The organism is Rhodospirillales bacterium (assembly GCA_023898765.1).
Taxonomy (GTDB): domain Bacteria; phylum Pseudomonadota; class Alphaproteobacteria; order Micavibrionales; family Micavibrionaceae.
In genome coordinates, this window is the sequence record CP060238.1 from 537554 (window position 1) to 563176 (window position 25623).

11 protein-coding genes are annotated in these 25623 nt (G+C 53.3%); 7 read left to right on the top strand and 4 right to left on the bottom strand.

Annotated features, from left to right (window positions below; translation table 11 throughout):
- Positions 1-31: 31 nt before the first annotated feature.
- Positions 32-925 (bottom strand): phosphoserine phosphatase SerB, encoded by an 894-nt coding sequence (gene serB / locus H6853_02690; protein ID USO04197.1) that lies wholly within the window; start codon positions 923-925, stop codon positions 32-34.
- Positions 926-1681 carry a pyridoxine 5'-phosphate synthase gene (locus tag H6853_02695; protein USO04198.1) on the bottom strand — a complete coding sequence of 252 codons (756 nt, stop codon included), beginning with the start codon at positions 1679-1681 and terminating at the stop codon, positions 926-928.
- Positions 1682-1767: 86 nt separating this feature from the next.
- On the opposite strand from H6853_02695, the gene H6853_02700 reads away from it, so the two are divergent.
- Both H6853_02700 and H6853_02705 read left to right on the top strand, forming a co-directional pair.
- Positions 1768-2937: a phosphoserine transaminase gene (locus tag H6853_02700; GenBank protein USO04199.1), complete on the top strand. Its 1170-nt coding sequence runs from the start codon at positions 1768-1770 to the stop codon at positions 2935-2937.
- A 184-nt stretch (positions 2938-3121) separates the two neighbouring features.
- Positions 3122-4699 carry a phosphoglycerate dehydrogenase gene (locus H6853_02705; GenBank protein USO04200.1) on the top strand — a complete coding sequence of 526 codons (1578 nt, stop codon included), beginning with the start codon at positions 3122-3124 and terminating at the stop codon, positions 4697-4699.
- A gap of 11 nt (positions 4700-4710) precedes the next feature.
- Here H6853_02705 and H6853_02710 read toward each other — a convergent pair whose 3' ends face one another.
- A complete protein-coding gene (locus H6853_02710) occupies positions 4711-5211 on the bottom strand; it encodes a hypothetical protein (protein ID USO04201.1) in 501 nt (166 codons plus the stop codon).
- A gap of 40 nt (positions 5212-5251) precedes the next feature.
- A complete protein-coding gene (locus tag H6853_02715; protein ID USO04202.1) occupies positions 5252-5779 on the bottom strand; it encodes a response regulator in 528 nt (175 codons plus the stop codon).
- A gap of 1050 nt (positions 5780-6829) precedes the next feature.
- Between H6853_02715 and H6853_02720 the strand changes: the two genes are divergently transcribed.
- From H6853_02720 to H6853_02740, 5 genes are all read left to right on the top strand, one after another.
- Complete coding sequence (locus H6853_02720) at positions 6830-8281, top strand: NAD-dependent succinate-semialdehyde dehydrogenase (protein USO04203.1); 1452 nt, start codon at positions 6830-6832, stop codon at positions 8279-8281.
- A gap of 154 nt (positions 8282-8435) precedes the next feature.
- A complete protein-coding gene (locus H6853_02725; protein ID USO04204.1) occupies positions 8436-15578 on the top strand; it encodes a type I secretion C-terminal target domain-containing protein in 7143 nt (2380 codons plus the stop codon).
- Positions 15579-15882: 304 nt separating this feature from the next.
- Positions 15883-21564: a type I secretion C-terminal target domain-containing protein gene (locus H6853_02730; protein USO04205.1), complete on the top strand. Its 5682-nt coding sequence runs from the start codon at positions 15883-15885 to the stop codon at positions 21562-21564.
- A gap of 273 nt (positions 21565-21837) precedes the next feature.
- Positions 21838-23214, top strand: coding sequence for a TolC family outer membrane protein (locus tag H6853_02735; protein USO04206.1), 1377 nt, complete (start codon positions 21838-21840; stop codon positions 23212-23214).
- A gap of 172 nt (positions 23215-23386) precedes the next feature.
- Positions 23387-25606: a type I secretion system permease/ATPase gene (locus H6853_02740; protein ID USO04578.1), complete on the top strand. Its 2220-nt coding sequence runs from the start codon at positions 23387-23389 to the stop codon at positions 25604-25606.
- Positions 25607-25623 lie beyond the last annotated feature (17 nt).

The following is a 25623-nucleotide window of genomic DNA, read 5'->3' on the forward strand; positions in this document are numbered from 1 at the left end:
ATAAAGACCAAAGGTTTCAAAGTTAAAAGAATCAGGCCGAAATTTCTTCTTCCCTGTACCCCTGTACGTATAGCAGCGCTGCCAGATTTCCGTGAATGATACAGTTCTGCAAGGCCGCCTGCAGAACGGGTTTGGGGTGGTAGCCTACGCCCAGGCCGGCGGCTTCCAGCATGGGAAGGTCGTTGGCTCCGTCTCCAATGGCAAGGGTGTCTTCCTTTCCGAGATCCAGATTGCGTTTGTAGTGGTGGAGATAGCTTAGCTTTGCGTTTTTATCGAGAATCGGCTCATGCACTTTCCCCGTTAATTTACCGTTTTTTATTTCCAAGACATTGCCGTGATGTTGTGAAAAACCGCATTGGCCGGCGATAGACGCCGTAAAAAAGGTAAAACCGCTGGAGACAAGAACACATAAAGCCCCGTGCTTGCGCATGGTTTTTACCACGGTTTTTGCACCGGAAGATATTCTGGTGGCCTCCAGCGTTTGTTTTAAAGCCTCTTCGGGGAGGTTCTTTAAAAGGGCGACACGTTCTTTCAAACTTGCCTGATACTCAATCTCGCCATTCATGGCGCGGGCGGTGATGGCGGCAACCTTGTCTTTAATTCCGATATGGCCGGCCAGTTCATCCAGCGTTTCGGAGTCAACGATGGTGGAGTCCATATCCGCCAGAAGGAGTTTTTTTCGCCGGTTTTTGGCGGGGCTGCAAAATACATCTATTTTATCTGCGTGAAGGGCATCGCGAAGCTGCGCCATTTGCCCGGGGTTTAAACAGGTTGAAAGACCGATTTCTGCCGCTTTATGGGGGGCAAGCCAGAGAGGGGCTTTTGACAGGTCAATACCCTGCGATTCGGCGAAACGTTCCATGCCGGCCAGATGCCCCGCGCAGAGCGGTTTGTCTGAAGAAACAAGGGTCAGGATGAAGGGCATTTATGAGGCTTTCTTTTCGGTTGCGGTTTTTTTGAGGCCGTAATTTATGGCGCTTAAATAGGCTGCGATGGCGCCGTTCCAACCGTAAATCAACGCATCGGCAGTAATTGCGTGGCCGATGGAGACTTCCGCGGTTTCAGGGATGGAGTCAAGAAAGCGTCCCAGATTATCGAGGTTCAAATCATGTCCGGCATTGATCTCCAACCCGTTTTCCAGCGCCGATTCTGCCGTACGTACATATGTTTCCAGCGGGATGTCGTTCAAGGCGTACGGGCCGGTATAAAGCTCTATCCGGTCTGCCCCGACATTCGCGGCTTTAGCCGGGATATCGGGGTCGGGATCAACAAACAGGGAGACGCGCCGCCCCGCATTTTTAAGTTTGCCAATAACGGTTTTAAGCAGGATCTCGTTTTCAGCGATGTTCCAGCCATGATCGGAGGTGTTTTGGTCCGGAGCATCCGGAACGAGCGTCACCTGATGGCAGGGCGTGCGGCAAACCAGCGCAAGAAAATCGTCGCTCGGGTAGCCTTCAATATTAAATTCGGCTGTTTTATCCGGCCGGTCTTCAAGAAAATTCGATAAGTCCGTCACATCGCTTTTTCTTATGTGGCGTTCGTCGGGACGCGGGTGGACGGTAATCCCGTGTGCGCCGGCGTCCAGAACAATCCGGGCGGTTTCGACCACGCAAGGGTAGCCGATATCCCTCTGGTTGCGCAGCAGGGCGACTTTGTTCAAATTGACGCTCAGTTTGGTCATGTGCCCTCCAACAAAATACTGGACAGTTCTAGCAGAATTTTCTACTCCTTCCAAAGGATTGAATCTTTTTTAAAGGCAAAAAAATCATGGAAAAACCAGCAACAAAACCGAAGAATCCTAAATTCTCCTGCGGCCCCTGCGCAAAACGTCCGGGGTGGTCGCCGGCTGCATTGGAAGGGGCATGGCTGGGGCGTTCGCACCGTGCAGGCGGCGGGAAGGCCAAATTAAAGGAAGTGATTGACCGCCATGCGGATCTTTTGGGCTTGCCGGAGGGTTACCGCTGCGCGATTGTGCCTGCCTCCGATACCGGCGCCGTGGAAATGGCGATGTGGAATTTGCTGGGGGCGCGCGGTGTAGACATACTGGGCTGGGAAAGCTTCGGGCTGGACTGGATCAAGGATGTGAATGAGCAGCTTAAGCTTGAGGATGTGCGTGTTTTTAAAGCCGGTTACGGCCAGCTTCCCGATCTGGGCGAAGTGGATACCGACCGCGATGTCGTGTTTACCTGGAATGGCACGACGTCCGGCGTTCGCGTGCCGAATGCGGACTGGATCAAGTCGGATCGTCAGGGACTGACTATCTGTGACGCGACGTCGGCCGTTTTTGCCTATGATCTGCCGTGGGAAAAACTGGATGTGGTGACGTGGAGCTGGCAAAAAGTGCTGGGCGGGGAAGCGGCGCACGGCATGCTGGTTTTGTCTCCGCGCGCGGTAGAGCGGCTGGAAACATTCACGCCGGACCGGCCCTTGCCGAAAATTTTCCGCCTGACCAAAGGGGGTAAATTGATTGAGGGCGCTTTTCAGGGGGAAACGCTCAACACGCCTTCCATGATAGCGGCGGAAGATTGTATTGATGCGCTGAAATGGGTCGAAAGCATTGGCGGCGTGAAAGAAACAATTGCGCGCAGCGCGGCCAATTTCAAGGTCGTTGAAGACTGGGTTGCCAAAACGGACTGGATTGACTTCCTCGCCGATGATCCGGCAACAAATTCCTACACGTCTATCTGTCTGAAAGTGGCGGATCCGTGGTTTACCTCCCTGCCGGAAGAAGAGCGCCTGCCCTTTATCAAAAAAATGGTGAAACTTCTGGAGGAAGAGGGGGCTGCTTACGATGTGGCTTCTTACCGCGCCGCGCCGGCGGGCATTCGTATCTGGGGCGGTGCGACGGTCGATCCTTCGGATATGGCGGCGTTGATGCCGTGGTTTGACTGGGCCTATGACGTCGCAAAGACCCAGGAAGTCCAGAAAGCCGCCTAGGTTTTTTTAAAAAACCAGACAATACATGGATGGGGCATCGGTTTGGAATTCTTCCGGACCGGCGCGGTTTTTATTTTCGGAGGCTAACATGGCCGGAAGTAAAAAACCCGTTTGACTTTCCCGAAGAGTGGCGTATCAAGAAGTCCTGTTTTCCTAAACAAGACAAAACTAGGAGTTTTGAAAAATGTCTAAAGTTCTCATTTCCGATAAAATGCATCCTCTCGCCGAGGAAATCTTTACCAAAAAAGGTGTCGAGGTCGATATAAAACCCGGCATGTCCCCGGAAGAGCTTGCCGCCTGCATCGGCGTATATGATGGTCTGGCTATCCGCTCTTCGACGACGGTGACTCCTGAAATCCTGAAAGCGGCCAAGAACCTCAAAGTCATTGGCCGGGCCGGAATCGGGGTGGACAATATCGATGTAAAGGTGGCAACGGATCAGGGCGTGATTGTGATGAACACGCCTTTCGGGAATTCCATTACAACAGCGGAACATGCAATTTCCATGATGATGGCGCTGGCGCGGCAAATTCCGCAGGCCAATGCTTCAACCCATGAAGGCAAATGGGAAAAGAAAAAATTTATGGGAACGGAGCTTTACAGCAAAACGCTGGGCGTTATCGGCTGCGGAAATATCGGCGGGATTGTCGCGGATCGTGGCGTAGGGCTGCGAATGAACGTGATTGCGTTTGATCCTTTTTTAACGGAGGAGCGGGCGGTAGAACTCGGCGTTGAAAAGGTTGATCTTGACGATCTTTTCGCCCGGTCTGATTTTATTACGATCCATGTGCCGAAGAATGAAAAAACGCTGGGGCTGATTAACAAAGAAGCGATTGCCAAAATGAAGGACGGCGTCCGTATCATTAACTGCGCCCGTGGCGGCATTGTCGTGGAGGCGGATTTAAAGGAGGCACTTGATTCTGGCAAAGTAGCAGGTGCGGCGCTGGATGTTTTTGAAGTCGAGCCCGCAACGGAGAATGTTCTTTTCGGACATCCAAACGTTGTGTGCACGCCCCATCTGGGGGCCGCGACAACCGAAGCGCAGGTCAATGTGGCCATTCAGGTGGCGGAGCAAATGGCGGATTTCCTGACGACGGGCGCGGTAACGAACGCTTTAAATACGCCTTCTATTTCAGCGGAAGATGCGCCGCGTTTGAAACCCTACATGAAACTGGCCGAACAGATGGGGAGTTTCGCAGGGCAGATCACGGACCATGCCATTACGGCGGTTCATATCGAATATCATGGAACCGTTTCCGATCACAATACGCGCCCGTTAACGTCCATTTTGATAGCGAATTTGCTTAAATACCAGCTTGAGACGGTTAACATGGTCAATGCGGGAGCGGCGGCGCAAGCCAGGGGCATTGAAATTTCGGATACGCATTGCGGCGTCTCGCAAAACTGGCGCAGCGCGATTGTCATGACGGTCAAAACGGAAGAACGCACCCGCAGTGTCATCGGAACTTTGTTCACGGGCAAAGAACCGCGGATCGTTGAAATCGAGGAAGTTCCGATCGAGGCGGCGTTGACGGAGAACATGCTTTTTGTCCGGAATGACGACAAGCCCGGATTCATAGGCGCTTTGGGCAGCATTCTGGGAAAACACAAACAGAATATTGCTGATTTCCGTTTGGGAAGAACGCCGCAGGGGGATTCGGCCGTTTGCCTCGTTTCTCTTGACGCGCCACTTCCGGACGCGGTTTTTGACGAAATCTCGAATTTGGATCAGGTCAAGATGGCAAAGCGTTTGTATTTTTAGTTTTTAAAAGGCTATTTCTTCTTCTTCTTTTTGGCGTAATAACGCGCGCAGGCGTCTTTGAGTTCGCCGGTAAGAATATCGCCGTATTTTCCGCCGTCGCCCTTCATTTTTTTCATGACAATGGCATGAAGGGTCGTGTGGTGCGCCCCCACGATCGAGACGGCATCCTTGTCCAGTTCCTCAATTGATTCGAGAAAGCTCAGCATGATATTGGCCAGGTTTCCGATCAGGGAATAGTGAAAAATCGCCGCGTTGGCTTTGAGTTCCATCACCGGGCTTGTCAGGGCCTGTTTGCGTGTCTTCATGTCGATAGATTCGTCCCCGGCCTGTTTTACGGCAGCTTCCAACAGGTCCAAAAACCGCATGCCCAAGGGGGTAAAATCGACATCGTTTTCATCGATGGCTTTTTGACTGCGCTGGACAGCCCTTTCGTCAAGCGGCCCGGACCCGACTTTTTGCTGGAGCATCCGGTTGGCCTTATAGACGTTTGCTTTTTCCTGTTTTCTTTCCATGCTTTCTTATCTCTTATCCGCCTGTTTTATTTATATTTTTTTATGATTGGAAAATTAAGTCGACAGAGTCTTGCCCCATATTATCACCCTCCCGTTTAAAAGGGCCTTTGAATTTAGGATCTTTGCGCCGCCGCCGGTCCGGCCCAAAAAAGTCCTGCGTTTCGATAAAATCTCTGGGACTGTTAATGACATGGGCGATCCGGCGGGCCAGATCGTTGGCGGTGAAAGGTTTCACCAGAAATTCTGTAACACCTGCATTTCGGGCCTCTTCTACGCGCGGCCAAGCGCTGTAGCCGGTAATAAGAACGATGGGCACCATGCGGTTGGGGGAGAGGAGATTTGTTCGAATTTCACGGGCCAGATCAATGCCGTTCATCGGTTCCATTTGCCAGTCTGTCAGAACAATATCGTGATTGCTTGCCTGAAATGCCTTGAAAGCTTTTTCGCCATTCGGCGCGGTATTTATTGTACCGATATCCATGCTTTCCAGAACGGACACCAACAGTTTACGCATTGGGTCTGTATCTTCAGCAATCAGAAGAGAAAGTTTTTGAAATTGGAAGCCCATTTTTGATTTATTCCATTAATTTTTTCATGGTGCCGCGTCACCGCCGCTTACGCAGAGTTTTTTAGCAATAATGGTGCACGAAGACAAGATTTATGACTTCCAGCATCTCATACTGAAACAAAAAAAGGGCGATGGAAAGGCAAAAAAAGGTAAAAAAGAACCCCGATGCTTTAACGTTCCGCATTCAAATATTCTCTGAAAAGATCACATTTAAAACGAAACAGCACCGGGGCCCTGTTTTGGGAAGCATGCTCCTGCAAATCTTTACGGATGCAAGCACCGGTAAACCCTGCAGGGGTCATCGCCTAGATCCAGGTCGCCGGAGAAAGAATGATGTACACCAACACCTCTCCGATACCTCGCAACTGCGCCCGCAGCTGCACTTAATTTATCGTGGCTGACTAAACCACGCACCGGGCCCATTGCAATCTTTTTATTCAGGCACCGATATTACCGGAATATGACGTTGAGTGTACGTCCCGCTTTTGGCAGACCCTGCAAACATTTTAACGTGTGCGAACACGGGCCTTGGGCATGCCATTCGTCTACGTACCGTCTATCCCTTGAGCCCTGACGTCCAGATACAAACACGTGGCCCGTACCTGTTCTTTCAAAACCCAGGATGCCGACCAAAGCATCCTCTCAAATCCGGACCACCTCATCGGCGTTTCCTTTTGGTCGGAAATAATGTCCGGTTGATGGGTTGAGATTGACTCAAGGTTTTCTAGGAGTCGAGTCTTTTTTGAAAGGTTATTTTGTTTTGTATTAGCTACATGAAATTTTATTGCAACAAATAACTCTTTTTGACTCTTTTGGGAATTTATTTAGAGCACAGATTTATCCACAAAACCGTTCTCTAAAAAAAGAAATATTATTTCAAGAAAACAAGATATTTTTGTCAAAACAAGAAAAGTTTTGAAGGAAGGCAGAAAGGGTTTGGCTTAAGAAGCGAATGAAAACCCGGCGGTTTTTCTTCCTTTCCTGCCGCGACTCACCTAGACTCTTCCTCAAACGAGATTGCTTTATTCAACGACAAGGGACTGAAAGACAATGGCTTCAGATTTTTCCGGCCTTCTTAAAACGAAAGCTTTTTTGGGCGGACAGTGGGTTGGGGCTGAAACAGGCGATGTTTTCGACGTTGCCAATCCTGCCGATTCGGAAAAAATCGGAAGCGTCCCGGATATGGGGCGGGCCGATGCGCTTCGGGCCGTTGCGTTTGCGCAAGAGGCTTTCCCGGCGTGGAAAGCGCAGACGGGGAAGGAAAGGGCTGCCGTTCTCCATAAATGGTTTGAACTTATTCGGGCGCATGCCGAGAATCTCGCAAGGCTTTTGACGCTGGAGCAGGGAAAACCGCTCGCGGAATCCAGAGCCGAAGTTCTGGGCGGCGCTGCGCTTGTCGAATGGTTTTCCGAAGAAGCCAAGCGTGTTTATGGCGATTTTGTCCCCGCACACAAAAGGGATGCCCGAATTATTGTTTCGCGCGAAGCGGTCGGTGTCGTGGGGGCGATTACGCCGTGGAATTTCCCTTCCGCCATGATTGCGCGCAAGGTTTCGCCGGCGCTTGCGGCCGGATGCACGGTCGTTTTGAAGCCGGCGGAAGATACCCCTTTTTCCGCGCTCGCGCTGGCAGCGCTGGCGCAGGAAGCGGGCTTTCCCGCGGGAATATTCAATGTTGTGACGGCTTCTTTAAAAAACACGCCCGAAATAGGCGATGTGTTGACAGAGGATCGCCGCATAAAAAAAATATCCTTCACCGGCTCTACGGCTGTGGGGAAGCTGTTAATGGAAAAAGCCGCGCCGCAAATTAAAAAACTTTCGCTGGAGCTTGGAGGCAATGCGCCTTTTATTGTCTTCCCCTCAGCAGATCTGGCGCAATCCCTGGACGGCGCCATGGCCTGTAAATTCCGCAACGCCGGGCAGGCCTGCACGAGCGCCAACCGGATCTACGTTCATGCCTCTTTATATGACGAATTTTCCGGCAAGCTGGTAGAGCGGGTTAAAGATCTTTGTGTAGGCAAAGGCGACCAGCAAGGAACGACCATTGGGCCGCTGATTAATGAGGAGGCTGTCCGGAAAGTGGAAGGCCTGGTTTCGGAGGCGCTGGCACAAGGCGCAAAGCTTGAAACGGGGGGAGATCGCTGCGGTTTGGGGTACGCGCCGACTGTCTTGACGGGCATGAAGGACACGATGCGAATCGCCAGAGAAGAAGTTTTTGGTCCTGTGGCCGCCCTCTTTTCCTTTGAAGAGGAAGAAGATGTTATACACAGGGCAAATGATACGGAATATGGATTGGCTTCTTACATATACAGCCGGGATTATAGCCAGATATGGCGCGTGTCCGATGCCCTGGAATACGGCATGGTGGCTGTCAATGAACCGCTTTTGGCAACGGAACTGGCGCCTTTCGGTGGAATCAAGGAATCCGGCATTGGACGGGAAGGAGGGAATATGGGGCTGGAAGAGTTTACGGACGTGAAATATCGGTTGTTCGGAGGGGTGTGATTTGTTATCCATAAGGACTACCCAAAGGGATGATTTTTAACATAATCATTGACATATGACTCCGAAAAGCGCTAATAAATATGGCCATATTAACGAATTGTTTACTTTGTGCAGGGAAGCCCTGTCATTCACGAGTTTTTGAGGAGAGACGCAAATGACGTGTAATAATGTAATTCTGGCGGAACCAGAAGCGGGAGCCTCTATCGATTATAGAATTCCGGAAGGAGAGTCGGCGCGGTTGTCCTTCGGGCCTCAGGATATGGATGGCATTAGTCTGACACAGGACGGCGCCCTCAAGGTCAGCTTCGTGGATGGCGGATCCCTTACAATTGTGAACTTCCAGGCGCTGGTTGACGGTGGCAATCTCCTCTATTTATCCGATGGAACGATGGTTGATCCCGTGCTGCTTCAAAGCGGTCTGGGAAGTTCTTTCATCAAAGAAGCCAATGACAACAAGGTGTTGATTGATCGTCCGGCGGAAGGGGTCATTCGGGAAATTACGCTTGAAGAAGGGCAAGACTATGTTTTTACATTTGGTCTTAATACGCCTCGGAAAGCTGTTACAACAGACGATGGTCAGTTTGTCGTTTCTTTTGATGACGGCGGGCAGATCGTCCTGACAAATTATGCGGAAGCCATGGCGTCAGCCAATGCGCCTGAGCTTAGCATGAGCAGCAAGGTTTGCGAGGTGAAGAATGAAGAGCTTGTCGCAGCCATTCAGGATCTTGTCATGGCCGTTCCGGGTGAAGAGGTTCCTGCGGATATAGAACCGGCCGCCGGCGAAGAAGAGGAGCCTCAGGCCGAAATTCGGACATCTGAAATTCAAAAAGTCGCGCAAATCGAGCCGGCCGCCGGCGAAAATGTGGCGCAGACACTTGCACAGGTCGAGCCGGCTGCCGGCGAGTCTCTGGCAAACACAGGATATGGTTTTGCAAGTGCGCCGGGCGACGATCCTTTGAACGCACCGGGCGCGATCGGACCGTTGGGACAAACGGCCCTTAATTATGTGGCTCCCGAGTTTTTTCCAGAATTTACTCTTCTTGAAGAACCCCCTCTTCCGCAGGATGACAGGCCCAATCTGGTGTCTCCTCCGGGAAATGTTCTGGATGAGACGAATCTGGGGCCGCTTGTCGGGAGCGGTACGGTTGTTGTTGATTTTGGGAATGACGGACCGGGTACCATTGCCCCGAACGGAAGTTTCAGCGTCGGCGGATCGTTGATGGGCGGCGCTTTGGCATCCGGCGGTGTTCCGGTTGTCGTCTCTCCGACAGCCACAGGTTATCTTGGCATGGCGGGCGGAACAATTGTCTTTACCTTTGCGATTAATCCAAGCACGGGCGATTACGTTTACACGCAGAACGAGCCTTTTGATCACGCGGATGCAAGCAATCCGAACGATGAAATTGTTTTGCATTTTGGCATTGTGGCCACAGATTCCGATGGGGATGCGGCAAACACGGTCGTGAATGTCACCGTTCAGGACGATGCGCCGATTGCGCATGATGACGGGAATGCAAATGTGCTGTCCGGCGGCGTTGCCTCCGGTAACGTCACGAATAATGACGAACTGAGTGAAGATGACTCGAATGTTGTTTCGAGCGTAAGGTTAAACGGAACGGACTATCCCGTGCCAAATGGAGGGTCTACATCTATCCTTGGACAGCACGGAACCTTGGTTATTCATTCCAGCGGGCTTTATACCTATACGGCTTTTAACAGCAGCAGTAATAATTCAGGCGTAGATGCCTTCGTTTATACCCTTCGTGATTTTGATGGGGATACGGATACGGCTTCCATTTCCTTTACCGTTCGGGACGATGAACCGGTGCTGGTTCAACCTGCGGTGGAGGTTGTGGACGAGACGGATCTGGGTCCGATTACGGAGACGGGATTTCTTCAGGCGGATTTTGGGGCTGACGGTCCCGGGACGTTTGCGGGCACCGGCGTTTTCACATCGGGCGGCTCGCAGCTTGGCGGGGTTTTGACGTCCGGCGGCGTTCCTGTTGTTGTGACGTTCAATGCGGGGACGGGAGTTTACACGGGCGCTGCAGGCGGCACGACGATCTTTACGCTGGATGTGGATTCCAACGGTCATTACACCTTCCAGCTTTTGGGAACTCTGGATCATGCGGATCCGAATGATCCGAACGATATCATCAACCTGAATTTCGGAGTTGAGGCGGAGGATTCGGACGGGGATACGGATAGCGGCGTCCTGACGGTTTACGTGAAAGACGATGTGCCGACGATTGGCGACAGCAACGGCGATGTGGACGAAACGAATCTGGATGGCGGGCCTTTGGTCTATTCGGATACGCTGATTACGGATTTCGGGCAGGAGATCGGGTCGATCGGTCCGGACGGCGGTTTTGAGGCGCTGGATGAAAGCAGCAACCCGCTTGCATTGACGTCGGGCGGCGTTCCGGTTGTCGTGACGACCACGGCGACGGGCTATGTGGGCACGGCCGGCGGGACCATCGTGTTTTCGCTGACGGTCAATCCAGCGACGGGGCAGTATGTTTATACGCAGAATGAAGAGCTGGATCATCCGGATGCAGGCAATCCCGACGATGTGATTTTGCTGAAATTCGGGGTTGAAGTGGAAAGCATCGACCATGATACGGCCCATGCCATCATCAAGATTGAGGTGGCCGACGACGGCCCTGTGGCTGTTGACGACATAAACGGCGCGGAAGAAGGGCAGTTTATTACGGGCGACGTTGTGGCCAACGACGACTTAAGCGAAGACCATCCGAATATCGTGACGCAGGTGGTCTTCGGGGCGACGACATATCCTGTTCCCGGCGGCGGGTCTGCGACGATTACGACCTCTCTGGGGACGCTTGTGATGAATTCGGACGGGACCTATACGTACACGGCGACGGATATCGGGGACCCGGACGGGACGGACGTGTTTACCTATACGCTTCGGGATGATGACGGGGACAGCGATACGGCGAGCCTGTCTATCCGCGTGACGCCGGACGGCGAGCCTGTGGCGGTTTCGGATACGCTGGCGGTGGATGAGACCAACCTGACGCCGGGTCCGATGATCTTTAACGAGCATCTGGCGGTGGATTTTGGGATTGACGGGGCCGGCACGATTACGCCCAGCGGGACCTTTACACCCGGCGGGTCGTTGATGGGCGGGGCCCTGACATCCGGCGGCGTTCCGGTGGTTGTGACGACCACGGCGACGGGCTATGTGGGTATGGCCGGGGCCGTGACGGTCTTTACGCTGGATATCCAGAATAACGGCGATTACAGCTTCCAGCTTTTCGATCATATCGACCATGCGGACGCGACGGATCCGAACGACATTATCACGATGGATTTCGGTGTGACGATAGCGGACAGCGACGGGGACGAAGCGGCCGGGAATATCCTGATCCATATTCATGACGATGCGCCCGTGGCGTATGACGACGGGCATCAGGTTGTGGAAGAAAGCCACAGCGTTTCGGGGAATGTCAGAAGCAATGACGAGCTGAGCGAAGACCGTCCGACGAATGTTGTGGAAGTGGTGTTTAACGGCGTGCATCACAGCGTGCCTCTGGTCGGGACGGTTTCGGTTTCCGGTCATTACGGCACGCTGGTGATCGGCAGCGACGGGGCTTATACCTACACGGCCAATAACAACGACCCGGACGGAATAGACAACTTTACCTACGTCCTGGAAGATTATGACGGCGACCGCGACACCGCAGAGTTCTCTTTCTGCGTCACGCCGGACGATGAACCGGTGCTGGTTCAACCTGCGGTGGAGGTTGTGGACGAGACGGATCTGGGTCCGATTACGGAGACGGGATTTCTTCAGGCGGATTTTGGGGCTGACGGTCCCGGGACGTTTGCGGGCACCGGCGTTTTCACATCGGGCGGCTCGCAGCTTGGCGGGGTTTTGACGTCCGGCGGCGTTCCTGTTGTTGTGACGTTCAATGCGGGGACGGGAGTTTACACGGGCGCTGCAGGCGGCACGACGATCTTTACGCTGGATGTGGATTCCAACGGTCATTACACCTTCCAGCTTTTGGGAACTCTGGATCATGCGGATCCGAATGATCCGAACGATATCATCAACCTGAATTTCGGAGTTGAGGCGGAGGATTCGGACGGGGATACGGATAGCGGCGTCCTGACGGTTTACGTGAAAGACGATGTGCCGACGATTGGCGACAGCAACGGCGATGTGGACGAAACGAATCTGGATGGCGGGCCTTTGGTCTATTCGGATACGCTGATTACGGATTTCGGGCAGGAGATCGGGTCGATCGGTCCGGACGGCGGTTTTGAGGCGCTGGATGAAAGCAGCAACCCGCTTGCATTGACGTCGGGCGGCGTTCCGGTTGTCGTGACGACCACGGCGACGGGCTATGTGGGCACGGCCGGCGGGACCATCGTGTTTTCGCTGACGGTCAATCCAGCGACGGGGCAGTATGTTTATACGCAGAATGAAGAGCTGGATCATCCGGATGCAGGCAATCCCGACGATGTGATTTTGCTGAAATTCGGGGTTGAAGTGGAAAGCATCGACCATGATACGGCCCATGCCATCATCAAGATTGAGGTGGCCGACGACGGCCCTGTGGCTGTTGACGACATAAACGGCGCGGAAGAAGGGCAGTTTATTACGGGCGACGTTGTGGCCAACGACGACTTAAGCGAAGACCATCCGAATATCGTGACGCAGGTGGTCTTCGGGGCGACGACATATCCTGTTCCCGGCGGCGGGTCTGCGACGATTACGACCTCTCTGGGGACGCTTGTGATGAATTCGGACGGGACCTATACGTACACGGCGACGGATATCGGGGACCCGGACGGGACGGACGTGTTTACCTATACGCTTCGGGATGATGACGGGGACAGCGATACGGCGAGCCTGTCTATCCGCGTGACGCCGGACGGCGAGCCTGTGGCGGTTTCGGATACGCTGGCGGTGGATGAGACCAACCTGACGCCGGGTCCGATGATCTTTAACGAGCATCTGGCGGTGGATTTTGGGATTGACGGGGCCGGCACGATTACGCCCAGCGGGACCTTTACACCCGGCGGGTCGTTGATGGGCGGGGCCCTGACATCCGGCGGCGTTCCGGTGGTTGTGACGACCACGGCGACGGGCTATGTGGGTATGGCCGGGGCCGTGACGGTCTTTACGCTGGATATCCAGAATAACGGCGATTACAGCTTCCAGCTTTTCGATCATATCGACCATGCGGACGCGACGGATCCGAACGACATTATCACGATGGATTTCGGTGTGACGATAGCGGACAGCGACGGGGACGAAGCGGCCGGGAATATCCTGATCCATATTCATGACGATGCGCCCGTGGCGTATGACGACGGGCATCAGGTTGTGGAAGAAAGCCACAGCGTTTCGGGGAATGTCAGAAGCAATGACGAGCTGAGCGAAGACCGTCCGACGAATGTTGTGGAAGTGGTGTTTAACGGCGTGCATCACAGCGTGCCTCTGGTCGGGACGGTTTCGGTTTCCGGTCATTACGGCACGCTGGTGATCGGCAGCGACGGGGCTTATACCTACACGGCCAATAACAACGACCCGGACGGAATAGACAACTTTACCTACGTCCTGGAAGATTATGACGGCGACCGCGACACCGCAGAGTTCTCTTTCTGCGTCACGCCGAGGGATGATGAGCCTATCGTTGTGAACGCGGTGGAAACGGTGGACGAGACGAACCTGAACATTGTGGAGCCGGGCACGGTGAACGTAAACTATGGCGGGGACGGTCCGGGCACGTTGAGCGGCAACGGACTCTTCTCTTCCGGTGGATCCCAGCTTGGCGGCACGCTGTCACACAATGGTGTTGCGGTTTCAGTGACGTTCAATGCGGGGACCAATACCTATACGGGCGCCGCAGGGGGCACGACGGTCTTTACGCTTCAGGTGAATGCGGACGGCACGTACAGCTATCAGCAGTTTGCTTCTCTGGACCATGCGGACGCGAGCGATCCTGACGATGTGATTACGCTGAACTTCGGCGTAACGGCAACGGATGCGGACGGGGATACGGGAACAGGCAGCGTGATCGTCAATGTTCGCGATGACGGTCCTGTGGCGATGGACGACTCTGTCAATGCCGCTTACGGGGTTCGGACGAGCACGATTAATTTGTTGTCGAACGACGTTCCCGGTGCGGACAATGGCGATGTGAAGGTCACGAATTTCACGGTGAACGGCACGACGTATGACCTGACGACTGCGCCGGGCGGCGTTGTAACTGTTGATCTGGGAAGCCCCCGTTCCCTGGAAGTTCATGACGACGGGACAGCTATCTTTCACGCGCGAGGTGATACCTGGACGGGTTGGATGTCATACTGGGGAGAGGATAGCATCGACTTTACCTACACGATGCGGGATTCGGATGGCGATACGGATGTGGCCAATGCCGAGATGTCAGCCTATTACTTTTATCAGACGATCGGTTATGACCCGCTTGTCCTGGATCTGGACGGGGACGGCGTGGAACTTGTTGGTCTGGAAGCTGGCATCCTGTTTGACATGGACAACGATGTCGATCTGGAACAGGTTGGCTGGGTTGCGCGGGACGATGCGCTGCTGGCGCTGGACCGGAACGGAGACGGCGTGATCAACGACCAGTCCGAGCTGTTCGGAAACACCGATGTGTATGCGGACGGTTTTGCGAACCTGGCCAGCTACGACTCGAACAATGACGGTGTGATAGATGCGCGGGATGCGATCTGGAACGACCTGATTGTGTGGCAGGATGTCAATGCGGACGGCGTGAGCGATAGTGCGGAGATGTATACGCTGGCGCAGATGGGGATCGCTTCGATCAGCCTGAGCGCGGCGGATGTGGACTACACGCTTGCAGGCAACTGGGTCAGCCATGAATCGACATTCACGTACGAAGATGGCACGGTTGGCCAGATTGTGGATGCATGGTTCCAGATACAGGAAATTGAAAGCGACAAAAACCAGATAGAAGTGCTTGGCGATGCAACGGCTTATGGCGAGGTTGGAGCAGATAACTTCCTGATTCAGGCGATTGGCGATGCCGCGAATAGAATTGTCGATTTTAATGCCGTCGAAGGCGATAGCCTTGACCTGTCATTGGTTCTGGAAGGGCATGACGGTGTCACTGAAGCGATCAATGAGTTCGTATATGCGCGTGAGGAAGGCGGCGACACGGTGATTTCCGTGGACGTATCCGGTTCCGGCGATGCGGCGAACGCGGTTGACGTGGCCCGTCTGGAAGACGTCGGCGACCTTGATATCGTGGAAATGGTGAATGACGGGAATATCATTGTCTAGGTCCTGAAAACTTCAAAATCTGAATAAAAACAATCAATTACGCCGTGATGAAAGTCACGGCGTTTTTGGTTTTTGTGTTGCTGTGCGCTAAATCTTAACAGAGTCTTAATCAGCCCCCTTAAAAAATTTGCGCCGTCTCACCCGTATTCTTTAACATAATAAATGTAGGGATGTTTGTTAGCTGTTTATGGATATTTTTTAAAGGGCAAAAAATATTTTTCGTAAACACTTTGTTTAGCTTTTATCGCTAACATTCGATCTTGGGACAAAGGGAAACCGCGGTTTTAAAAGAGGAGAGGCACAAATGACTTGTAACACTTTAATTCTGGCTCAACCAGAAACGGGGACGTCCATCGATTACATTATTCCAGAAGGAGATTCTGCGAATTTGTCTTTTGATGCCAGCGATATGAGCGGAATCAGTGTGAATGCAAATGGCGGTCTGGAGATCAGCTTTGTCGATGGCGGAACGCTTACGATTGCGAATTTCCAATCTTTGGTTGACGGCGGGAACCTCCTCTACCTTGCCGATGGAACCATGGTTGATCCTGCCCTTCTCCAGAATGGTCTGGCCGACTCCCTTGCGGCCCAGTCGAATAACGACAATCAAATGATGATCGGCGAGCCGGCGGAAGGTGTTATACGCGAGATTACGCTTGAGCCCGGTCAGGACTATATATTTAATTTTGATATGTCTACGCCCGAGAAAGCTTATACGCAAGACGGGCAATTCGTCATGAAATTTACGAACGGCGGTCAGATTATTCTGACGAACTATGAAGAAGCCATGGCGTGGAACGATGCGCCTGAACTTGGCATGGAAAGCAAAATCTGCACAGCAACAAATGAAGAGCTGATTGCAACGATTCAAAATCTTGTTATGGGCGGACCGGATAGCGGGGAAGTTCTGGCTGAAGCTGAAGAAGAAGTGGAGGAAACAACGATTCGCCACTCTGAAGTGGAAGGCGCAGAGGTTGCAAGTACCGGAACGGAGTCAGGTGACGACGTTGCCAATATAGAGCCCGCCGCAGGCGAAGAAACCATGGAAGAATCCCTTGATGAACTGGCCGAGCTGGCCAATGCGCTTGCAGATGTTGAACCTGCCGCAGGGGAGCCGTCTGCTTCGAGCTCGAATAGCGGATATGGTTACGGAAGCACGGTTTCCGCCGCGCCGTTCTCGGACGCTCAGGCAATTGGGGCTATTAATCCAACACAACTGAATTATCAAGCGCCTCAATTTGTACCGGAGAATATTCTCCTTGAAGAGCCTTCTGTACAGGCTGCGCCGGACTATATACCTCAAGTTGTTTTTCCCGAAGAATTTCTGGATGAGAGCGATGTATGGCCACTGGTTGCAACGGGTGTTGTTGTTGCTGATTACGGTGGAGATGCGCCAGGCCATATTGTTCCGGTCAATATCTTCAAAGCAAAAGGGTCGGTTGGTTCTACACTTACATCCCAGGGTGTTGAGGTTGTTGTTTCCCAGACATCCGACGGGTATGAAGGCTTTGCCGGCGGCGATCCTGTTTTTACCTTTGCAATAGATCCTCAAACCGGAGCGTACAATTATACGCAATACAAACCCTTCGATCATGCCGATCCGGCTAACCCGCAGGATGTGATTACTCTGGAGTTCTGGATCAAGGCGGTGGATGCGGATGGTGACAGCGTTACGTCTTCACTGAAGGTTTTTGTTGCCGATGATGCGCCGATAGCTCACAGCGTTCACAATGTGGTTGATGAAACGGATATCGGCAGCGCTGTAGCTACGGGGACTGTAGACTTTGATCTTGGTGCGGACGATACCGGACATGTAACGCCCAATAATGACTTCTCTGCTGACGGAGATATGGCAGGGGGTGCTTTGACGCACCAGGGCGTGCCTGTTACGGTTTCTCTGGTGGGTGACACCTACGTCGGAACAGCCGGCGGCACGACGATCTTTACGTTACAAATTCTTGATAACGGCGATTATACGTTCACGCTTCTGGATTCGCTGGATCACGGTAATCCAAACGATCAGAACGAGATTATCGATCTTCATTTTGGTGTGGATGTTACGGATGGGGATGGAGACAGCGTCAGCACAACCGTCAATATCCGTGTGAAAGATGATGTGCCGACGATCGGCGATAGCCAGGGCAATGTAGACGAAACCAATTTCGATCAAGGCCCGCTTGTCTATCAGGATACGCTGGATACGGATTTTGGCGCGGATGTCAGCTCCGTTCAGCCTGCAGGCGTTTTCGAAGCAATGGCCGGCGGAAGCGCGATTGCTTTAACATCGGGCGGCGTGCCGGTTGTCGTGATACAGACAGGTGCGGGTTATGTCGGCACGGCCGGCGGGGCCATCGTCTTTTCGCTGACGATCAACCCGGCAACGGGCCAGTATGTTTATACGCAGAATGAGACGCTGGATCATCCGGATGGTTCTGATCATAACGATATTGTTCAGCTCCTATTCTCCGTGGATGTGGTCAGCAGCGATGGAGATACCGATAGCGGCGTCATCACAATCGATGTGGCCGATGACGGACTTTCCACGGTCGATGACTGGAACAGCGCAGAAGAGGACCAGTTTATCACAGGGGATGTCCGGGCAAATGATAACTTGAGCGAAGATGGAGACAGTCATCTCACGCAAATAGAATTTGGCGGCACAACTTACAATATTCCAAATGGCGGATCTGTGACGATTACTGCCGGCTTTGGAACGCTCGTCATGAATTCTGACGGAACCTATTCTTATCAGGCGACAGCAGAAGACCCGGACGGAAATGAAATCTTCACCTACACGTTAATGGACGGGGATGGTGATACCTCGGTTTCGACACTCGATATTCGTGTGACGCCGGATGGCGAGCCTGTGGCCGTTTCGAAAGAGATTGCGGCAGATGAAACAAACCTGACACCGGGACCGATGGTTCTGAACGGGCATCTGGATGTAGATTTTGGTGTCGATGGTGGCGGCACGATTTCTTCAAGCGGATCTTTTGCGGCAAGCGGATATTTGATGGGCGGTGCTTTGACCCATAAAGGTATCCCGGTTGATGTGACTCCGACGGCGCAGGGGTATGTAGGAACAGCCGGCGGCACGACGATCTTTACGATCGAAGTGCAGGATAATGGCGATTACAGATTTGAATTGCTTGAAACAATCGATCACGCCGACTCAACCGATCCGAACGATATTATTACGCTGGAGTTCGGTATAACCCTTATGGATGGTGACGGGGATACGGCGCCGGGAACGATTACGGTTCACGTTCACGATGACGCGCCTGTGGCATATGACGATCTTGGTGCCATGGTAGAAGAAGACGGACTTATCTCCGGAAATGTGACAGACAATGACGAGATGAGCGAGGACGATGCGAGCACGGTGACAAACGTGACTTTTGACGGAACGGACTATGCGGTTCCGGCGGGAGGATCTGTAACGATCGTGGCGGAGTTTGGAACCCTCACGATGGATGCAACCGGCGCTTGGACATATCAGGCTACGGCAGAAGATCCTGACGGGATTGAAATGTTCACTTACAGCCTGACGGACTCGGAAGGCGATACGGATACGGCAGAACTGTCTATTCAGGTAACGCCGGATGATGAGCCGAATGTTATCAACGCAAGAAATACCGTTGATGAGACGGACGGTTTTGATACGGTCAGCGGCACAGTGACCATAGATTACGGCGCAGATACGCCCGGCGTTTTGATGGGAGACGGGCGCTTTACGTCCAGCGGTTCGAGAGCGGGCGGCGTTTTGACACACGAGGGGACTCCGGTTGTGGTGACCTTCGATGCAGGCGCAAATGCCTATACAGGTGTTGCCGGTGCGGTCACGGTCTTTACGCTTCAGATCAGCACAAACGGGGACTACACGTTCCAGCAGCTTGCGGGTCTGGATCATGCGGACACCGCAGATGCCAACGATATGATTTTGCTGAACTTCGGTGTGACGGCAACGGATTCGGATGGCGATACGGGAACAGGCCGTATCAGGATCAGTGTCTATGATGACGGTCCTGTGGCAATGGACGACACGACCAGCCTCACTGATCCTGCGACTTCCGTTTCAGGTAATGTTCTGGCCAACGACAATGTTGGCGCAGATGAGCCGGGTTCGGTTACCGAAGTCACTTTTGGCGGCACGACAGCGGCTGTCCCGGCGGGCGGGTCTGCAACCATTAACGGAGCGTATGGAACGCTCGTCATGAACAGTGACGGAAGCTATGAGTATACTGTGACTGTCGATGATGTGGATGGCGTGGATAGCTTTAGTTACGCTATGAAGGATTATGACGGCGATAGCGATACGGCGAACCTGTCTATTCAAGTCACGGCACATGACGATGAACCTATCGTTGTGAACGCGGTGGAAACGGTGGACGAGACGAACCTGAACATTGTGGAGCCGGGCACGGTGAACGTGAACTATGGCGGGGACGGTCCGGGCACATTGAGCGGCAGCGGACTCTTCTCTTCCGGTGGATCCCAGCTTGGCGGCACGCTGTCACACAATGGTGTTGCGGTTTCAGTGACGTTCAATGCGGGGACCAATACCTATACGGGCGCCGCAGGGGGCACGACGGTCTTTACGCTTCAGGTGAATGCGGACGGCACGTACAGCTATCAGCAGTTTGCTTCCCTGGACCATGCGGACGCGAGCGATCCTGACGATGTGATTACGCTGAACTTCGGCGTAACGGCAACGGATGCGGACGGGGATACGGGAACAGGCAGCGTGATCGTCAATGTTCGCGATGACGGTCCTGTGGCGATGGACGATTCTGTCAGTGCCGCTTACGGGGTTCGGACGAGCACGATTAATTTGTTGTCGAACGACGTTCCCGGTGCGGACAATGGCGATGTGAAGGTCACGAATTTCACGGTGAACGGCACGACGTATGACCTGACGACTGCGCCGGGCGGCGTTGTAACTGTTGATCTGGGAAGCCCCCGTTCCCTGGAAGTTCATGACGACGGGACAGCTATCTTTCACGCGCGAGGTGATACCTGGACGGGTTGGATGTCATACTGGGGAGAGGATAGCATCGACTTTACCTACACGATGCGGGATTCGGATGGCGATACGGATGTGGCCAATGCCGAGATGTCAGCCTATTACTTTTATCAGACGATCGGTTATGACCCGCTTGTCCTGGATCTGGACGGGGACGGCGTGGAACTTGTTGGTCTGGAAGCTGGCATCCTGTTTGACATGGACAACGATGTCGATCTGGAACAGGTTGGCTGGGTTGCGCGGGACGATGCGCTGCTGGCGCTGGACCGGAACGGAGACGGCGTGATCAACGACCAGTCCGAGCTGTTCGGAAACACCGATGTGTATGCGGACGGTTTTGCGAACCTGGCCAGCTACGACTCGAACAATGACGGTGTGATAGATGCGCGGGATGCGATCTGGAACGACCTGATTGTGTGGCAGGATGTCAATGCGGACGGCGTGAGCGATAGTGCGGAGATGTATACGTTGGCGCAGATGGGGATCGCTTCGATCAGCCTGAGCGCGGCGGATGTGGACTACACGCTTGCAGGCAACTGGGTCAGCCATGAATCGACATTCACGTATGAAGACGGCACGGTTGGCCAGATTGTGGATGCATGGTTCCAGACGCAGGAAGTCGAGGGCGCTTCAGAACCGGCTGTCGAGCTTTATGCTCAGGACGGACAAACGGATAGTTTCCTCTTCGGGGCTATTCAGGAAAGCGCCGCGACCATTATGGGCTTCAAGGCTGCGGAAGGCGACAATCTGGACCTGTCTGCTTTGCTGGATGGGGACGATCAGGCGGTGGCCGAAGCGATCAATGAGTTCGTATATGCGCGCGAGGAAGGCGGCGACACGGTGATTTCCGTGGACGTATCCGGTTCCGGCGATGCGGCGAACGCGGTTGACGTGGCCCGTCTGGAAGACGTCGGCGACCTTGATATCGTGGAAATGGTGAATGACGGGAATATCATCATTTAAACATTAATTAAGTCTAATAAAATAAACTATTTGCGCCGCAGCAGGAGCTGCGGCGCTTGGTTTATGACTTACCCCTCAAAAAAACCGTTTGATTTTTCATATTTTATACATTATACCCCCGTGCTAGCCCGTTGTTTTTGTGAAAACATCTTGCGCTGCGCCCTAAAAAAAGGGATAACTGACGGGTCAGGTGGCTAAACAGCTGTATAAAATGGACCTTTTGGCACCGTGATAAGCGAGTTAAAGTTATTATTAAAAAATGAGGGTCATATCATGACAACCGACTGGATTAAGCTGGCAGCGCTGAGTGTTTCCTGCGTTGCTCTTCTTGTGTTTTCACCTTCTGCACAGGCGCAGGACAATCCGATGGAGATGAGCCTGTCCGAGGCGGTATCCGAAGGGGTTATGACGAATCCTGAATATGGCGTTGTTGCGGCGTCCCGCCGGGCCACGGATGAAGAGCTGAATCAGGCGCGCGGGCTTTGGTACCCTTCCATCGATTTCCGGGGAGATACCGGATATGAATATACGGATGACGTGTCGACGCGGGCTGGGGTTGGTGACGACACGGAGTCATTGTGGCGCTATAACAGCAGCCTGACTCTGACCCAGATGCTTTTTGACGGTTGGGCAACAAAATATGAAAATGAACGCCAGAAACACCGTGTTCAGTCTTCCGCTCACCGTGTGAAGGAAACGGCCGAACTCGTTGGATTGTCGATTGTGGAGTTTTTCCTTGAAGTGATGCGCCAGCGCGAGCTTCTTGATATTACGCGTGAAAATGTTGCCGAGCATGTCGCTATTATGGCGATGATTGAGGAAGGCGTAAACGCCGGCCGTTCGACGCAGGCTGATATGGAACAAATCAAGGCGCGTCTGGCTTCGGCGCGGGCGCAGGAATCCAGTATCCGTGAGCAGCTTCGCATTGCCGAATCCAGCTTTCACCGCGCCGTTGGCGATATGCCCAAAGACCTCGTCTTGCCGGCCATTCCGGTCGATGCGATTAGTGCGGATGTTGAGCAGGAGGTGATGGCCGCTTTGACTCAAAGTCCGACGCTGGACATTGTCGAATCCGATATTGATGTGGCTTATGCTGAATATCAGGCCACGGGTTCAACGCTTTATCCTGAACTGGATCTGCAACTGAACGCAACCCAGGGGGATAACCTGGGAGGAGTTAAAGGCAGGGATACAAGCGCTTCCGCCCTTTTGGTGGTTAACTGGAATCTTTATCGCGGCGGCGCGGACATGGCCCGCGTGCGCGAGTTTACGCACCGTCATCAACAGGCGAAGGAATCCCGTGACCAGACAGCCCGTGCGCTGGAAGACGATGTGCGTCAAACATGGGCGAGAATGGTTTCCTCCGGAGAGCGCGCCAGTCAGTTTTCTGCACAGGCGGCTGCCAATGCCGAAGTCGTACGGGCCTATAAGGATCAGTTTTCGCTGGATCGCCGGACGCTTCTGGATGTTCTGGATGCCCAAAACGAGCTGTTTGTTTCCCGTACAAATACGATTAATGCTGAATTCCTGGAGATGTTTTCAATCTTCCGTCTGGTCGCTGTAAAGGGACAGCTTCTGCCGACTTTGGGCGTTGCTTATCCGCGTGAAAGCGATCAGATTAGTGTGAATATCGAACAGGTTGATCGCTAAACAAAACTAAACGCAAGGTTCTCTTGTGACGAATTCAAAACCCGGCCCGGGGAAAAAGACGGGCCAGACACAGCCTGATTCAGAAACGCCTTTGCCAGAGTCGTCTGTCGAGGAAGCGTCCGATTCTGCCGCAGATCCCGGATTGCCGGAAGGCGATGAGCACAACAAGGAGATGGATTCCTGGCCATTGGAGGCCGATCGAATTGCGATCGATGATCCGTTGGTGGATTGTCTTAGAATTACGGCGGCCCATTATGGCAGACGTACAAGTACGGCGTCTTTAACGTCCGGTCTTCCTATTCCTAAAAGCGGCATTACCCCCGTCCTTTTTGGGCGGGCGGCAGAAAGGGCCGATTTGCATGCCCGTTTGGCGGAGCGTTCTTTAGAGGCGCTGGCGATCGCTCCGAACCTTCCCTGCGTTCTGGTTTTGGAAAACGGTCAGGCCTGCGTGCTCTGGAGTATTCAGCATGCGGAAAAGAAAACGCTTTTCGGCGGCACAAAGACGATCGAACGGCTGCATCCGGAAACAAAGTTTATCGTCCAGTTCCCTGAGACCGAGGATGAGAGGCAGCCGCTTGATCTGGAAAAGCTTAAAAACCTTTATACCGGCTATGCTTTTTATATCCGTCCTATCGCACGGACAGACGATCGCGCGGGGCCCGCAGCAATTGATACGGCGCGTGACTGGTTTTGGTCTGCTTTGTGGGAAAACAGGGGTATTTATGCCGAAGTGATTATGGCGGCGGCCATGATCAACATGTTTGCACTGGCTTCGTCCCTTTTTGTAATGAATGTTTATGACCGCGTCGTGCCCAATAACGCGTTCGAGACTTTGTGGGTTCTTGCTGCCGGCGTGGCAACCGTTTATTGCTTTGATCTTATTCTGAAAATTTTGCGGTCTCATTTTCTGGACCATGCGGGGCGGAAAGCGGATATCAAAATTTCCGCGCGGCTCTTCGAACAAATGATGGGCATGACGATGGCGGCGCGTCCGGCGAGCGCGGGCGTTTTGGCCAGCAATATGCGCGAATTTGAAACGATTCGGGACTTCTTTACCTCCGCAACAATGGCGGCGCTGATAGATTTTCCTTTTATCTTTTTGTTTATTGCGATTATTGCCATCGTCGGCGGTCCTATTGCCTTTGTGCCGCTCGCGGCCATTCCCATTGTTCTGGTCATGGGCTTTTTCATGCAAGGGGCTCTTCGAAAAGCAGTCAAGGAATCCATGATGGAAAGCGCGCTTAAAAATGCGCTTTTGTTTGAAACGATCAGCGGGCTTGAGACGATTAAGGTACAGGCCGCCGAAGGCAATACGCAGCGTAAATGGGAGGAACTGACGGAAAAATCCTCCCGTACCTCCGTTAGAACAAAAAAGATGAATTCCCTAGCGCTGTATTTTGCGACATTTATTCAGCAGATTGCCAGCGTCGTGGTTGTGATTGTGGGTGTGTTCCTTATCAGTGAAGCTGAAATTTCGATGGGGGCTCTGGTGGCCTGCGTTATTTTGACGGGCCGTGCGATGGCCCCTCTTGCACAGATTGCGGGGCTTTTGACACGCCTGCATCAATCCCGTGAATCTTTGAATCAACTGAATGACTTGATGAAAAAACCCGTGGAACGGCCCAAAGGAACGCATTTCATTTCCATGCCGACTATCCGGGGAAAAATCGAATTCAGGGATGTCCTGTTTCATTATCCGGGACAAACGGTTCCCGCCTTGAACCATTTGAGCTTTGCGGTTGAACCCGGCGAGCATGTCGGGGTGATCGGCGCGGTGGGGTCCGGCAAGACGACAATCGAACGGCTTTTAATCAATCTTTATCAGCCGGAAAGCGGAACGGTGCAGCTCGACGGAACGGATGTCCGGCAAATCGATCCCGGAGACTTGCGCCGGAATGTCGGGGCCGTTCAGCAAAGCCCGCAGCTTTTTTACGGTTCTGTGCGTGAAAATATTACGATGGGGCATGAGATGGCGCCTGACCGGGCGGTGCTGCGTGCGGCGGAGCTGGCAGGAGTTGCGGAATTCTTACGCGATTCACAGGCCGGTATGGATACGCAGGTAGGGGAGCGCGGTGAATCCCTGTCCGGGGGGCAGCGCCAGTCTGTCGCAATCGCGCGCGCGCTTCTTTACGATCCGCCGATCCTTATTCTGGATGAACCAACGGCCGCCATGGACCCGGCGTCCGAAAACCGTCTGCGCAAGCGTCTGGAAAAACTGAGTCAGGGCCGCACGACAATCCTGATTACGCATAAAGGGTCTATGCTGACGCTGGTGGACAAGCTTATTTTGCTGGATCGTGGGCGCATGGTGGCTTACGGCCCTAAAGAGGAAGTAATTCAGAAACTTCAGGGCCGCCAGTATGGCACTGCCGCAGAGAAAACGAAGGTCTAGACATGTTTTTTTCGAAG

Excerpts from the sequence above, each read along its gene's own strand:
- H6853_02700 (USO04199.1), top strand. The coding sequence starts at position 1,768 with ATGGAAAAACCAGCAACAAAACCGAAGAATCCTAAATTCTCCTGCGGC.
- H6853_02715 (USO04202.1), bottom strand. The coding sequence starts at position 5,779 with ATGGGCTTCCAATTTCAAAAACTTTCTCTTCTGATTGCTGAAGATACA.
- H6853_02730 (USO04205.1), top strand. The coding sequence starts at position 15,883 with ATGACTTGTAACACTTTAATTCTGGCTCAACCAGAAACGGGGACGTCC.
- H6853_02735 (USO04206.1), top strand. The coding sequence starts at position 21,838 with ATGACAACCGACTGGATTAAGCTGGCAGCGCTGAGTGTTTCCTGCGTT.
- H6853_02725 (USO04204.1), top strand. The coding sequence starts at position 8,436 with ATGACGTGTAATAATGTAATTCTGGCGGAACCAGAAGCGGGAGCCTCT.
- H6853_02705 (USO04200.1), top strand. The coding sequence starts at position 3,122 with ATGTCTAAAGTTCTCATTTCCGATAAAATGCATCCTCTCGCCGAGGAA.
- H6853_02695 (USO04198.1), bottom strand. The coding sequence starts at position 1,681 with ATGACCAAACTGAGCGTCAATTTGAACAAAGTCGCCCTGCTGCGCAAC.
- serB (USO04197.1), bottom strand. The coding sequence starts at position 925 with ATGCCCTTCATCCTGACCCTTGTTTCTTCAGACAAACCGCTCTGCGCG.
- H6853_02740 (USO04578.1), top strand. The coding sequence starts at position 23,387 with ATGGATTCCTGGCCATTGGAGGCCGATCGAATTGCGATCGATGATCCG.
- H6853_02710 (USO04201.1), bottom strand. The coding sequence starts at position 5,211 with ATGGAAAGAAAACAGGAAAAAGCAAACGTCTATAAGGCCAACCGGATG.
- H6853_02720 (USO04203.1), top strand. The coding sequence starts at position 6,830 with ATGGCTTCAGATTTTTCCGGCCTTCTTAAAACGAAAGCTTTTTTGGGC.